This is a genomic window from Albidovulum sp. (genome assembly GCF_008933605.1).
Lineage (GTDB): Bacteria > Pseudomonadota > Alphaproteobacteria > Rhodobacterales > Rhodobacteraceae > Albidovulum.
The window spans coordinates 31,837-44,470 of record NZ_WBUS01000013.1; the positions used below are offsets into that span (position 1 = coordinate 31,837).

Genomic DNA, 12,634 nt, shown 5'->3' on the forward strand with positions numbered 1-12,634 from the left:
CTGCCTGTCGCCTTGCGTGTGCTTTCTCGGGGTCGGGGGCGGCGCCCCCGCGGGATCAGAGCCGGCCCGCGCGAATCCTGAGTTCGCGCGCCCTGGTCAGGATCGCGTCCTCGACCGCACGCTGCGTCGCGGGATCGACCGGCCCCGCCTTCGTCATCAGCGCGACCTTGAGCGAGCGGGCATCGAGTGCCGGGTCCTGAACATAGACCGTGGCACGATAGGCGCGCCCGCCGCCGGGCGGGGTGCCGTATCCGGTGACGATCACGCCCGAGAACGGATCGACCGACTGGATCGGCAGGAAATCCAGCACCTCGAGCGAGGCCTGCCAGAGGAATCGGTTCACCTCGACGGTGGTGTTTGTGTCGGTCCCGCCACGGAAGAGGTCGAAGAGCCGACCGCGGTTCCGGTTCCGCGCCGCGCTTTCCGTGCGCGATTTCTTCTTCGTGACCAGGCTTTCGTCGACACCGCGCTGCGCGGCCGTCGCCGCGTCGCGGGCGGCCAGCCGTTCCGCCGTCAGCGGCTGGCGCGCGCGGAACGGGCTGCTGTCGCCCGAGCCGATTCCGCCGCAGGAGGCGAGCGTTGCCACCAGCCCCGCGATGATCGTGCCGCGCATCATGACCCGGACCATCTGTCCCACCCTTGCCGCTCCGTTCCCGCTGTCTAGCCGAGCCTCCCCGTGCGAACAAGGCTTTTCCGGACAGGGGCTTCGGCGTCAATCCGGCCTTCCCCCGGGACACTGTGGCAAGAAGGCACCATCGCCCCCGAACCTTCCCGCGGCCCCCGTCCTTTCCGTTGCATTGGCAGGGCCGACGGCGGAAATAGGGGCATACCCAATTCGGATTCCCCTGAGTTGGGCCTACCTTGAGATCAACGAGGGAATACGAAATGAAAAAGATTCTTCTTGCTTCCACCGCGCTCGTCGGCTTCGCCGGCGCCGCCGCGGCTGCGGAAGTCACGCTGTCGGGCTACGCCGAAATGGGTATCGCCGGCGGCGACCTGATCGAGACGCAGTTCCACAACGACGTCGTGATCAACTTCAACTTCTCGGGCACGATGGACAACGGCGTCGAATTCGGCGGCAAGGTCCAGCTCGACGACACCAACGGCGGTGGTGCGATCAACGGCGCGCCGACCTTCGACGACGAAGCGTTCTGGGTTTCGGGCACCTTCGGCAAGATCACCCTCGGTGAGACCGATGGCGCGTTCGACTGGGCCCTGTCGGAAATCTACACCGGCACCTCGCTCACCGACGACCACTCGACCCATGCGGGCGCCTACTGGTTCACCGGTCTCGATGCGACCTATGACAACCAGATCATGCGCTACGAGTACTCGTTCGGTGACTTCGCGGCCGGTCTCTCGGCCGAGATGGACGACACCGGCGTGGGCGACACCGTGTTCGGCCTCGGCGGCAAGTGGTCCGGCCAGATGGGCGGCATGGATGTCGGCGTCGGCCTCGGCTACCAGGACAACGGCGTGAACAGCGTCTGGGGTCTCAGCGCCTCGGCCGCCATGTCGAACGGCTTCTCGGTCGCTTTCGGCTATGCTGACCTCGACGGCACCTCGGACGCGGTCGGCAACGGCGTCCTGTCCGACAGCTGGATGGGTGTTGGCGTTGCCTACACCACCGGCGCCCTCACCGTCGGCGTGAACTACGGTGTGTACGAAGCCTCCGTCGCGGGCGTGTCCGATCCCTCGGGCTGGGGCGTGGTCGCGAACTACGACCTCGGCGGCGGCGCGGTCGCGATGGCCGGCTACGGCGCGAGCGACAACGGCCTGGCCGGCAACGGCGCTGGCGACAACTCGTTCTCGCTGGGTCTCGGCCTGTCGTTCTGATCTCCGGATCGGAAGCAATCCGGAAAGAGCGGGCTTCGGCCCGCTCTTTTCATTTGAAGGCCGCGGGGCGCAGCCAACTCGACATTGCCGCACCCCGCGGCTAAGGTCCGCGCCGGTCCGGGATATGGGGTGAAGTGGCGATGCGCGCGATGACGGGGGCAGAGATCCAGGCCACCTATGCCAGGGCGCTTCAGGCGCACAAGAAGGGCGACCTCGAGACTGCGATCCGGGGCTACGGCGCGATCATCGAGGCCAACCCGAAGGTGCCCGAGGCGCATTTCCAGGCAGGCCGCATCTTCACCGCCACCAATCGGTTCGATCGGGCATTCCAGCACTTCGGCGTGGCGGCGCAGCTCCGCCCGGGAGAAGCGGCGGTCTGGTCCGCCTGGGCGGAGGCGGTCGCGCTCGGCGCCGACCCGGAAACCGAGGCCGGGTTCCTCAAGGCGCTGAGGACCGCCCCCCTTGCCATCGAGACGCGCATCGCGTTGCAGGACAGGTTCGGTGCGCATCGCGCCCGGACCCGACCCGCGACCGGCGGCATGAAGCCAGCCGATATCCGCAGGCTTCTCGCACTTCTCGACTCCGGCAAGCCGGCCGAGGCCGAACGTCTCGCGACGGCGATGTTGCGGCAGCATCCCGGCTCCGCCCTCGCGCTGAACATCCTCGGAACGGCGCAGGCGCAGGAAGGAAAGCTGGCCTCTGCCGAGGCGAGCTTCCGCAAGGCCATCGAAACCGATCCCGGCTACGCCGAAGCCTACGACAACCTCGGCCGCTTCCTCATCGACCGCAAGCGCGAGGAAGAGGCGGTGCAGTTGTTTCGCAAGGCGGTGACGCTTGCACCCGGCCTTGCCTCCGCCCTTGTCAATCTGGCAACCAGCCTCACGCAAGCGGGTCAGCCCGCCCTTGCCGTGACGCTTCTCGAACGTGCCCGTGCCGGCGGCGCGGATGCTCCGCCGCTCTGGATGGCGTTGGGGAACGCCCACACGCGGCTCAAGAACTATGCCAAGGCCGAGGCCGCGCTGGCGCGCGGGGTGGAGACGACGCAGGGCGGTACGGCCCAGATGGTGGCGCTTCTGGCGCAGGCGCAGGCGCGGCTAGGCAAGGACGGCGAGGCGATGGCCAACTATGACCGCGCGCTCTCCCTCGACGAGAACGCGCCCATCGCCGTGGGAGGCAAGGCGCTTCTCCTTCAGACGCTCGGCGATTTCGATGCGGCCGAGGCGCTGTTCCGCAAGGGGTTCGAGATCGACCCGCTGAACGGCGAGAACTTCCGCGCCTTCATCATGTCACACAAGGCGAAGCCTGGCGATCCGGTGATCGACATGATGCTCGCGCGCTACGATGACCCGGCAATGTTGCCGACCGACCGGATGAACATGGGTTTCGCGATCGCCAAGGCGCTTGAGGACGTGAAGGACTACGGCCACGTCTTCCGCTACCTCGACGAGGCCAACACGCTGATGCGCAAGATGTCGCCCTATGGCATCGACCAGCGGTTCCAGCAGGTGGCCGAAACGAAGGCCGCCTTCGCCGGGATGGATTGGCACGGCACGAGGATCGAGGGCACCACCGATTTCGCACCGATCTTCGTGACCGGCATGCCGAGGTCCGGGACGACGCTGATTGAGCAGATCATCGCGAGCCATTCCAGCGTCACCGGGGCGGGCGAGATCGGCGAATGTGCGCGTGCGGCGCAGGTTCTGATCACCGATCCGAAAAACCCGATGAAGATGCACCCGCCGGCGATGGACGAAATTGCCGGCCTCGGCCGCCGGTTCGAGACCTTCATCCGCGAGCGGTTCCCGGAGTCAGACCGGATCACCGACAAGTCGATCCAGACCTACATGTATCTGGGGCTGGTGAAGCTCGCGCTGCCGAAGTCGCGCTTCGTGATCGTCCGCCGCGACCCGCGCGACAACCTCCTGTCGATCTACAAGAACAAGTTCCCCGACGACACGCACCTTTATGCCTACGACCAGCGCGATCTGGCGAAGTTCTACACCACCTTCGTCGACATGATCGACTTCTGGCGGGAACGCGTGCCCGACTGGTTCTACGAGGTGCAGTACGAGGACCTGGTCGCCAATCCCGAGGAGGAGACGCGCAAGCTGATCGCCGCCTGCGGGCTCGAGTGGGAGGATGCCTGCCTCAGCTTCCACGAGAACAAGCGCAAGGTGGAGACGCTTTCCGTCTATCAGGTGCGCCAGCCGATCACCAAGGCCTCGGTCGCACTCTGGCAGCGCTACGAGAAGGACCTGGAGCCGATGCTCGATCAGTTGAAGAAGGATGGCCATGTCGCTGGCTGAGATCGTCGGGCGGATCCGCGAGGCAGAGCGCGTCGCCGGGCGGCCGGAAGCATCGGTGAAGCTCATCGCCGTCTCCAAGGTCCAGCCGCTCGACCGGGTGGAGGCCGTACTGGCCGAGGGCCACCGGGTGTTCGGCGAGAACTACGTGCAGGAGGCGGCCGCGAAATGGCCGGCGCTGCGCGAGCGGTTCGGGCCGGTCGAGCTGCACATGATCGGGCCGTTGCAGACCAACAAGGCCAAGGCAGCCGTGGAGCTTTTCGACGCGATCCACACGCTTGACCGTCCCTCGCTCGCCGAGAAGCTGGCGCGCCTGGCGGAAGCCCGGGGGGCCTGTCCGGAACTCTTCGTCCAGGTGAACACGGGCGAGGAGCCGCAGAAGGGCGGCGTCCTGCCGGCCGAGGTTGACAGTTTCATCGCAGACTGCCGGTCCCTGGGTCTGGCACTCGGCGGCCTCATGTGCATCCCGCCGGAAGGCGAGGATCCGGCACCACATTTCTCGCAGCTGGCGGGGATGGCCGCGCGGAACGGCCTGTCGGGCCTCTCGATGGGCATGAGCGCCGATTTCGAGACCGCGATCGCGCTCGGTGCGACGCATGTCCGGGTCGGCTCTGCCATCTTCGGCGCCCGCGACTACGGACCGCGCTGAGGGACGACGACCCGCGTTCCGGGCGCGGCATGGCGGGCGATGAAGAAGAGGTCGCGCCGGCAGAAGGCGAGGCAGCCGGCGGTCGGGTAACCGGGGCGGCGCCACTGGTGGATGAAGATCGCAGAGCCCTTCCCGGGCACTGCGTCGGGCCAGTTCCAGTCGAGCGGCAGGATCAGGTCGTAGAGCGGGTCGGCGCGGCGCAGCCGCTCGGCGCTCTTGCCGAAGGCTTTCCGGGTGAGGTGGTTGTAGTCGGGGTGGCCGGAAAGATCGCACCAGCGGTCCTGCGGATGAATGGGCCGGGCCCAGGCCGGCAGGACATGTGCCGCGATCCGGTCCGGCCGGTAGAGGAGCCCGATGACACGGTGCACGCCGGCAGGTGTCGCCCCGTCGCCTTCACGCTTGTCGGTGACGATACCGGCCCGGCCAAGGCTGACCGGCAACAGGCGGCCGGCGAAGCGGACGCCGGTGGGGGTGACGACTAGCTCGGCCGGGGTCACAGAAGATGCCCCGACTTCTTCGCCTTGGTGGCGAGGTAGGCGGCATTGTGGCGGGTATGGCCGACCTTGAGGGGAACGCGCTCGGTCACGGCGATGCCCATGGCCTCCATCATCCGCACCTTGGCGGGGTTGTTGGTCAGGAGCCGCACCGAGGAAAAGCCAAGTTTCTTCAGGATCGCCGCGCCGAGGCGGAAGTCGCGCTCGTCGTCCTCGAAGCCGAGCCGGTGGTTGGCCTCGACGGTGTCGAAACCCTGGTCCTGGAGCGAATAGGCGCGCATCTTGTTTGCCAGCCCGATCCCACGCCCTTCCTGGTTTAGGTAGAGCAGCACCCCCGCACCTTCCGCGCCCATCTGGGCGAGCGCGGCGCGAAGCTGCGGGCCGCAGTCGCATTTCAGGCTGCCGAGGAGGTCGCCGGTGAAGCAGGCGGAATGGAGCCGGGCGAGCACGGGCGCCTCGCGCGGCGGATTGCCGATCTCGATGGCGTAATGTTCCTCGCCGCCGTCCTCGGGGCGGAAGACATGGAGCCGCCCGGCCTCGGCGGCCTCCATCGGCACGCGTGCGGAGACAACTGGATGCAGCGGCGCCGACGCCGACAGCACGGCTGCGGCGCGGTCCCAGTCGAGCAGGGTGAGTCCCTCGGCACTGGCGAGACCGGCCGGGTCCGCGACGGGGACGAGCAGGGAGGCCGGAAGCAGGCGGGCGGATTTCGAAAGCTGGATCGCCGCACGCGCAAAGACTGCGTCGCCGTCGCGCCGGCTCTGGAGCGGGCCCTTCAGGGGTGAGGCAAGGTCCCCCGCCGGGTCGGCGATGGCCGCCACCCATGCGGGTGTCGCGTCGGTGGGAACTACGAGCCGCGCCACGTCGCCGTCGTAGGCGCGGGCCTTCAGCGTCGCCGCTCGCTTGTCGGTGATGGCGAGTGTCATCGGTCCCATCGCCGCGAGGGCGGCGAGGCGGGCAGGGTCGAGCGCCTCGGCCGCAAGCGCGAGCGCACCCCGGCCCCCGGCGACCAGCGCCACCGGCACGCCCATGCGCAGGTCGGCGCGGGCGCGATTCAACCGTTCGACGATATCGGGGCCGAGGGGCATGTTTCAGTCCGTGCGGATCGGTGCCCCCTAGATAGTCTGCCCGGAAGTAAATTGAAACATTTGCAATCCTGGCGACACGACCGCGTGAGCCTTCGGGGCGTTGACTTGTGTCAAAGCGGACCGGCGCGCATCTGATTGACTGAGGACAGACGGAGGAAATCGACATGGCGAACGTGAAGAAGATCCTGCTTGTCGATGATGACGAGGACCTGCGCGAGGCGTTGGCCGAACAGCTCGTCTCCACCGAAGATTTCGATGTCTTCGAGGCCGCGACCGGCGTCGAGGGAATCGAAAAGGTGAAGGCGGGAATCTATGATCTCGTGATCCTCGACGTGGGGCTTCCGGACACCGATGGCCGTGAGCTTTGCAAGAAGATGCGCAAGCAGGGCGTCAAGTGCCCGATCCTGATGCTGACGGGCCACGATGGCGACGCGGACACGATCCTTGGCCTTGACGCGGGTGCCAACGACTATGTGACGAAACCCTTCAAGTTCCCGGTCCTGCTCGCCCGCATCCGGGCGCAGTTGCGCACCCACGAGCAGTCGGAGGACGCGGTGTTCCAGCTTGGGCCCTATACGTTCAAGCCGGCGATGAAGATGCTGATCGACGAGCGCGACCGGAAGATCCGGCTCACCGAGAAGGAGACGAACATCCTGAAGTTCCTCTACCGCGCGACCGAGGGCGTGGTGCCGCGCGATGTGCTCCTGCATGAGGTCTGGGGCTACAATGCCGGTGTCACGACCCACACCCTGGAGACGCATATCTACCGCTTGCGCCAGAAAATCGAACCCGATCCGTCAAACGCCCGCCTTCTTGTGACCGAATCCGGGGGCTATCGTCTGGTCGCATAGGCTCCCCCCTATCCCCTCGCCGCACCGGGGTCATGATGCGGCATCCTCCCTGTTGGACTGGCCGGGCCTTGTGCCCGGCCATTTTTTCCGGCCTACGGCGCGAACAGGCACTGCGGCAGGCGCCCCGGATTGCGACCGATGGGACGAGCAGCGCGTTTCGAGTCGGTAGGGTCTAGCCAGGAAGAGGCTACGGCCGCAACCCCGTCGCCGAGGTTCGACGCCGCGCCGGTCGGGACGAACGGCCGGAGACCGCGGTCGCGGCGCAGAGGGCCGGCGGTCATTCGACCGGCGTGGTCTTTGCCTCGGGGAATTCCCTTCCCGCCAGGAACGGATAGGCAAGGGCCGCAACATCGCGCCGCTCCTTCCCGTCGATCCGGAGGAGGTGCCAGGCCTTGCCCTCGCGGAGCGCGAGCAGCGGCTGCTCGTTGCGGGCGGCTTTGCCCTCCGCCTCGCTCACGAACGCGGTGGGGACGATGACCCAGACGACGGTTGCACCGTCCGCGAGCGTTTCGTCTCCGGCGTCGAGCGCGGACTGGTCGGCCGAGAGGTCGCTGACCTTCGTGCCCCGCATCAGGGCGCCCGTCTGCTCCACGAGCGTGGTCCTCAACGCCTTTTCCTCCAGCCCGGTGGCGGCGGCGAAGATCGCGAGGACTCGGGGCGGCATCGCCGCGACCACGGCTTCGGCATCCCCCTCCGCGATGGCACCAAGGTAGGCGGTGATCGCCGTGTCGAGCGCCCGTGCCTCCGCCTTCGCGAGCGGGCGGGCGGCTGCCGGCAGGGCTAGAAGCAGGGTGGCAAGCAGCGCGGCGAGGCGGATCGGGCGCATGGGGCCTCCATTCGGCGTCTTCGGTACATCTTGCACGGGCCCGCAGCCTCGGCAAGCCGTGCCGCCCGGACTTGGCCAAAGCGGCGCGCGCGCTTATGGTCGCGCCCGCATCGGAAAGGAACCGCCCATGGCCTTCACCATCGCCACCTGGAACATCAACTCCGTCCGCCTGCGCGAGGCGCTTGTATCGCGGCTCATGCAGGAGGAGGCGCCGGATGTCCTCTGCCTGCAGGAATGCAAGGCGCCGGTGGAGAAGATCCCGCTCGCTGCGTTCCGGGCCCTCGGCTACGGCCACATGGTCGCCCGTGGACAGAAGGGCTACAACGGCGTCGCGATCCTGTCGAGACTGCCGCTGCGGGAAGTGTCGGCCCACGACTTCGCCGATCTCGGTCACGCCCGCCACATCGCGGCGGAGCTCGAGAATGGCGTGACGGTCCACAACTTCTATGTCCCTGCAGGCGGTGACATCCCCGACCGGGACGAGAACGTGAAGTTCGGCCAGAAGCTCGACTATGTCGCCGCCATGCGCGACTGGGCGCGGGCGGAGCGGCCGCGCCGGGCGATCCTTGTAGGTGATCTCAACATCGCCCCGCGGGAGGACGACGTCTGGAACCACAAGAGCCTCTTGAAGATCGTCAGCCATACGCCGGTGGAGACCGAGCTGCTCGGACAGGCGCAGGAGGCAGGCGGCTGGGTGGACATCACCCGCCAGGACATTCCGCAGGGGCTTCTCTACAGTTGGTGGTCCTACCGCGCGCCCGACTGGGACGCGGCCGACAAGGGGCGGCGGCTCGACCATGTCTGGGCTACGCCCGACATCGCGGGCGCCGGGCACGGCAGCCGCATCCTTCGGGCGGCGCGGGGCTGGGAACAGCCCTCCGATCACGCCCCGGTCTTCGCGAGCTTCGACCTGTGACCGGCGGAGGGCCGATGCGGTCCGGCGGATTGCGACCGGCCGGCGATGCGGCTATCGCTGTACCCACCCTGGAAGGAGCGCATCCCGTGACCCAGATCGTGGACCCCGTCCGCCTGACCGCCGACCTGATCCGCTGCCCCTCCGTCACGCCCGAGGAAGGGGGGGCGCTGGTGCTGCTTCAGGACCTGCTGGAGGGCGCCGGCTTCGAATGTCACCGGGTCGACCGCGACGGCACGTCCAATCTTTTTGCCCGCTGGGGGCGGAAAGGTGCCAACCGGACCTTCGGCTTCAACGGCCATACGGATGTGGTGCCGGTGGGCGACGCGGCGGCCTGGACGCGCGATCCCTTCGGTGGAGAAATCGTCGACGGCTGGCTCTGGGGCAGGGGAGCCACCGACATGAAATCGGGCGTGGCGGCCTTTGCCGCGGCGGCCGCGGACTTTGTGCGGCAGACGCCGCCCGACGGCGCCATCGTGCTGACCATCACCGGCGACGAGGAGGGACCGGGCACCGATGGCACCGTGGCCCTTCTCGACTGGATGCGCGCGCGGGGCGAGCAGATGTCGGTCTGCCTCGTGGGGGAACCCACGTGCCCCGAACGCATGGGCGAGATGATGAAGATCGGCCGGCGCGGCTCAATGACCGTGCATTTCGAGGCGCAGGGGGTTCAGGGTCATTCGGCCTACCCCCACCGGGCGAAGAACCCGCTTCACGCCATGGTGCGGCTGATGGACCGCGTGGCCTCGCATCCGCTCGACGAGGGAACAGAGCATTTCGATGCATCGACGCTGGCGATCACCACGATCGACACCGGCAACCCGGCATCGAACGTGATCCCGGCGAAGGCCCGCGCCACGGTGAACATCCGCTTCAACGACGCCCACACGTCGAAAAGCCTAGCAGACTGGCTGAAGGCGGAAGCGGCCAAGGTGGAGACCGAAACGGGCGTTCGTTTCGCACTTTCCGTCGTGGTCTCAGGCGAAAGCTTCCTCACGCCGCCGGGCGACTTCGTGCGGTTGGTCGCCAGCTCCGTGCGTGCCGAGACGGGGGTGGAGCCGGTCCTGTCCACCTCGGGCGGAACCTCGGACGCGCGCTTCGTGAAGGATCATTGCCCGGTGGTGGAGTTCGGCCTTGTCGGCAAGACCATGCACCAGGTGGACGAGCGGGTCAAAGTCGCGCAGATCCATCAGCTGAAGGCGGTCTACGGCCGTGTCCTGAGGGATTATTTTGCCTGACGCCGCATCGGGAAGATGCCGCGGACACGGCAGGCGGCAACCCCTCGACCGCGACGAAAGCGCATGACGCGCCCCTTTGGCCATGGTAGCTGAAGCGCATGGCGCGCATTCCCTCCAAGACCGAAATCCTCGACTGGATCGCCGAGAACCCCGGGCTTTCAGCCAAGCGCGACATCGCCAAGGCTTTCGGCATCAAGGGGGCGGAGCGGATCGAGCTGAAACGTCTCCTGAAGGAGCTTGAGGCCGAGGGAACGCTGGAACGGCGGCGCAAGTCCTATCGTGACGCCGACAAGCTGCCGCCAGTGACGATCCTGATCATCCTGGCGCCCGACCGGAACGGCGACCAGTTCGCCCGGGCCGTGGAATGGCAGGGCGAGGGGCCGGAGCCGCGCATCCTGTTCCTGCCGCGCAAGGCCGACGCGCCGGTGGCGGAGGGTGACCGCGTGCTCGCCCGCGTCAACGAGGTGCGGGGCGAGGATCACCAGTACGAAGCGCGCCTGATCCGCAAGATCGGGACCAATCCGCTGAAGGTCCTCGGTATCTTCCGCAAGGGGGCAGAGGGCGGGCGGATCGTTTCCATCGACAAAGGGTCGGACAAGGAATGGGTCGTCGGTGCGGAGGCGACGCAGGGCGCGAAGGACGGCGAACTGGTGGAGGCGGAGCAGGCCGGGGCGAAGGGGCGCATGGGGTTGCCACGCGCCCGGATCGTCGAGCGGCTGGGCGATCCTGCCGCGCCGAAGGCGGTCTCGCTCATCGCCATCCATCAGCATGGCATCCCCGACGACTTCCCCGACGCCGCGATCGAGGAGGCCGACCGGATGAAGCCGGCCGCCTTGGGCGACCGCGAGGACCTGCGGCATCTGCCCTTCGTCACCATCGACCCGGCGGATGCACGCGACCATGACGACGCCTGCTATGCCCATGCCGACGAGGACCCGAGGAACGAGGGCGGTCACATCGTGTGGGTCGCCATCGCCGATGTCGCCCACTACGTCACGCCCGGATCGGCGCTCGACCGCGAGGCGCGATACAGGGGCAATTCGACCTATTTCCCCGACCGCGTGGTGCCGATGCTGCCCGACCGGCTGTCGGGTGACCTGTGTTCCTTGCACGAGGGCGTGGCGCGGGCGGTCCTTGCCGTCTGGATGAAGCTCGACATGAAGGGCCGCAAGATCTCCCACCGCTTCACCCGCGCGATGATCCGGTCGGTGGCGAGCCTCAACTACACCGAGGTCCAGGAGGCGCGTGACGGCCGCCCGAACGACCGTTGCGCGGGCATCATGGAGGAGGTCATCGCGCCCCTCTACGCCGCCTACGAGGCCACGAAGGTCGCGCGCGCGATGCGCCAGCCGCTCGACCTTGACCTGCCGGAGCGGAAGATCGAGCTGACCGAGGACGGCCGTGTCGCTTCGGTGGCCTTCCGCGAACGGTTCGACGCCCATCGGCTGATCGAGGAATTCATGATCCTCGCCAACGTGGCCGCCGCCGAGGAACTGATCCGGCTGCGCCGCCCGCTCCTCTACCGTGTGCACGAGGAACCTTCGCCGCTGAAACTCGACGCTCTGCGCGAGGTGGCCGAGGCCTCGGGCTTCACGCTTGCCAAGGGGCAGGTCCTGAAGACCGAGCACCTGAACCGGCTTCTCGCGCAGGCCGAGGGCACGGATTTCGACGAGCTTCTGAACATCACCACGCTCAGGTCGATGACGCAGGCCTACTATCATCCCGAGAACTTCGGCCACTTCGGGCTGGCGCTGAAATCCTACGCCCACTTCACCTCGCCGATCCGGCGCTATTCCGACCTGATCGTGCACCGCGCCCTCATCTCGGGGCACGGCTGGGGAAAGGACGGGCTTTCGGCCGAGGACATCGAGCGGCTGGAAGAGACGGCCCAGCACATCTCGGAAACCGAGCGCCGGTCGATGGCGGCCGAACGCGACACGACGGACCGCTATCTCGCGGCCTATCTCTCCGACCGGGTCGGCGCCGAGTTCGAGGGCCGGGTGAGCGGCGTCACGCGCTTCGGGCTCTTCGTGAAGCTGACGGAGACGGGGGCGGACGGGCTGATTCCAATCCGCACGCTCGGGCGGGAGTTCTTCCATTACGATCCGAGGACCGAGACGCTGATGGGGGCGGATACGGGGCTGGTGATCGGCATGGGGCAGCGCGTCACGGTGCGGCTGGCCGAGGCGGTGCCGGTGACGGGCGGGCTGAGGCTTGAACTTCTCGAAATCGAGGGGCGGGGCATGCCCGGTGGCGCATCGGCCAGGCGCGGCAGGCCCTCGACGCGGCGGTCGGGTCGGGCCGCCCCGGGGGCGGCGAAGTCGGGGCGCAAGGTCACGCGCCGCCGCTGAGGGCGCGATCTGCCGGCGGCTTTCACGAAGCGCGGCCTCACGCTACACTCCGGCCAAACGAAAAACGGCAGGGCAGGTGGCACAT

Annotated in this window: 11 protein-coding genes; 7 read left to right on the forward strand and 4 right to left on the reverse strand. The window is 67.7% G+C overall.

Annotation, left to right across the window (positions count from 1 at the left end; all coding sequences use genetic code 11):
- Window positions 1-55: 55 nt before the first annotated feature.
- Window positions 56-628, reverse strand: coding sequence for a DUF3576 domain-containing protein (locus F9K34_RS03460; protein ID WP_291335397.1), 573 nt, complete (start codon window positions 626-628; stop codon window positions 56-58).
- Window positions 629-885: 257 nt separating this feature from the next.
- Here F9K34_RS03460 and F9K34_RS03465 point away from each other — a divergent pair, with 257 nt between their 5' ends.
- The 3 genes from F9K34_RS03465 (at window position 886) to F9K34_RS03475 (ending at window position 4,788) form a co-directional block, all read left to right on the forward strand.
- Window positions 886-1,836: a porin gene (locus F9K34_RS03465; RefSeq protein ID WP_291335399.1), complete on the forward strand. Its 951-nt coding sequence runs from the start codon at window positions 886-888 to the stop codon at window positions 1,834-1,836.
- A gap of 140 nt (window positions 1,837-1,976) precedes the next feature.
- Window positions 1,977-4,142 (forward strand): tetratricopeptide repeat-containing sulfotransferase family protein, encoded by a 2,166-nt coding sequence (locus F9K34_RS03470; protein WP_291335401.1) that lies wholly within the window; start codon window positions 1,977-1,979, stop codon window positions 4,140-4,142.
- On the forward strand, window positions 4,129-4,788 hold the full coding sequence (locus F9K34_RS03475) for a YggS family pyridoxal phosphate-dependent enzyme (protein ID WP_291335403.1): 660 nt from the start codon (window positions 4,129-4,131) through the stop codon (window positions 4,786-4,788). Before F9K34_RS03470 ends, F9K34_RS03475 begins: the two co-directional genes overlap by 14 nt.
- Here F9K34_RS03475 and F9K34_RS03480 read toward each other — a convergent pair.
- Together F9K34_RS03480 and ribA are read right to left on the reverse strand one after the other, a co-directional pair.
- Window positions 4,773-5,285 carry a L,D-transpeptidase family protein gene (locus tag F9K34_RS03480; RefSeq protein ID WP_291335405.1) on the reverse strand — a complete coding sequence of 171 codons (513 nt, stop codon included), beginning with the start codon at window positions 5,283-5,285 and terminating at the stop codon, window positions 4,773-4,775. The two genes, F9K34_RS03475 and F9K34_RS03480, sit on opposite strands and share 16 nt — an antisense overlap.
- Entirely contained in the window at window positions 5,282-6,370 is a 1,089-nt protein-coding gene (gene ribA / locus F9K34_RS03485; protein WP_291335407.1) for a GTP cyclohydrolase II, read from the reverse strand. Before ribA ends, F9K34_RS03480 begins: the two co-directional genes overlap by 4 nt.
- A gap of 164 nt (window positions 6,371-6,534) precedes the next feature.
- On the opposite strand from ribA, the gene F9K34_RS03490 reads away from it, so the two are divergent.
- Entirely contained in the window at window positions 6,535-7,221 is a 687-nt protein-coding gene (locus tag F9K34_RS03490; protein WP_291335409.1) for a response regulator transcription factor, read from the forward strand.
- 277 nt (window positions 7,222-7,498) lie between these two features.
- Here the strand turns inward: F9K34_RS03490 and F9K34_RS03495 are convergent, their stop codons facing one another.
- Entirely contained in the window at window positions 7,499-8,047 is a 549-nt protein-coding gene (locus tag F9K34_RS03495) for a hypothetical protein (RefSeq protein WP_291335411.1), read from the reverse strand.
- 127 nt (window positions 8,048-8,174) lie between these two features.
- Between F9K34_RS03495 and F9K34_RS03500 the strand changes: the two genes are divergently transcribed.
- From F9K34_RS03500 to rnr, 3 genes are all read left to right on the forward strand, one after another.
- Window positions 8,175-8,963 (forward strand): exodeoxyribonuclease III, encoded by a 789-nt coding sequence (locus F9K34_RS03500; RefSeq protein WP_291335414.1) that lies wholly within the window; start codon window positions 8,175-8,177, stop codon window positions 8,961-8,963.
- Window positions 8,964-9,058: 95 nt separating this feature from the next.
- Window positions 9,059-10,198 (forward strand): succinyl-diaminopimelate desuccinylase, encoded by a 1,140-nt coding sequence (gene dapE, locus F9K34_RS03505; protein WP_291335421.1) that lies wholly within the window; start codon window positions 9,059-9,061, stop codon window positions 10,196-10,198.
- Window positions 10,199-10,296: 98 nt separating this feature from the next.
- Window positions 10,297-12,549 carry a ribonuclease R gene (gene rnr, locus F9K34_RS03510; protein ID WP_291335416.1) on the forward strand — a complete coding sequence of 751 codons (2,253 nt, stop codon included), beginning with the start codon at window positions 10,297-10,299 and terminating at the stop codon, window positions 12,547-12,549.
- Window positions 12,550-12,634 lie beyond the last annotated feature (85 nt).

What these genes read in the sequence shown, in the direction of transcription:
- F9K34_RS03460 (WP_291335397.1), bottom strand. Translation starts at nt 628, where the DNA reads ATGGTCCGGGTCATGATGCGCGGCACGATCATCGCGGGGCTGGTGGCA.
- F9K34_RS03465 (WP_291335399.1), top strand. Translation starts at nt 886, where the DNA reads ATGAAAAAGATTCTTCTTGCTTCCACCGCGCTCGTCGGCTTCGCCGGC.
- F9K34_RS03470 (WP_291335401.1), top strand. Translation starts at nt 1,977, where the DNA reads ATGCGCGCGATGACGGGGGCAGAGATCCAGGCCACCTATGCCAGGGCG.
- F9K34_RS03475 (WP_291335403.1), top strand. Translation starts at nt 4,129, where the DNA reads ATGTCGCTGGCTGAGATCGTCGGGCGGATCCGCGAGGCAGAGCGCGTC.
- ribA (WP_291335407.1), bottom strand. Translation starts at nt 6,370, where the DNA reads ATGCCCCTCGGCCCCGATATCGTCGAACGGTTGAATCGCGCCCGCGCC.
- F9K34_RS03490 (WP_291335409.1), top strand. Translation starts at nt 6,535, where the DNA reads ATGGCGAACGTGAAGAAGATCCTGCTTGTCGATGATGACGAGGACCTG.
- F9K34_RS03495 (WP_291335411.1), bottom strand. Translation starts at nt 8,047, where the DNA reads ATGCGCCCGATCCGCCTCGCCGCGCTGCTTGCCACCCTGCTTCTAGCC.
- F9K34_RS03500 (WP_291335414.1), top strand. Translation starts at nt 8,175, where the DNA reads ATGGCCTTCACCATCGCCACCTGGAACATCAACTCCGTCCGCCTGCGC.
- rnr (WP_291335416.1), top strand. Translation starts at nt 10,297, where the DNA reads ATGGCGCGCATTCCCTCCAAGACCGAAATCCTCGACTGGATCGCCGAG.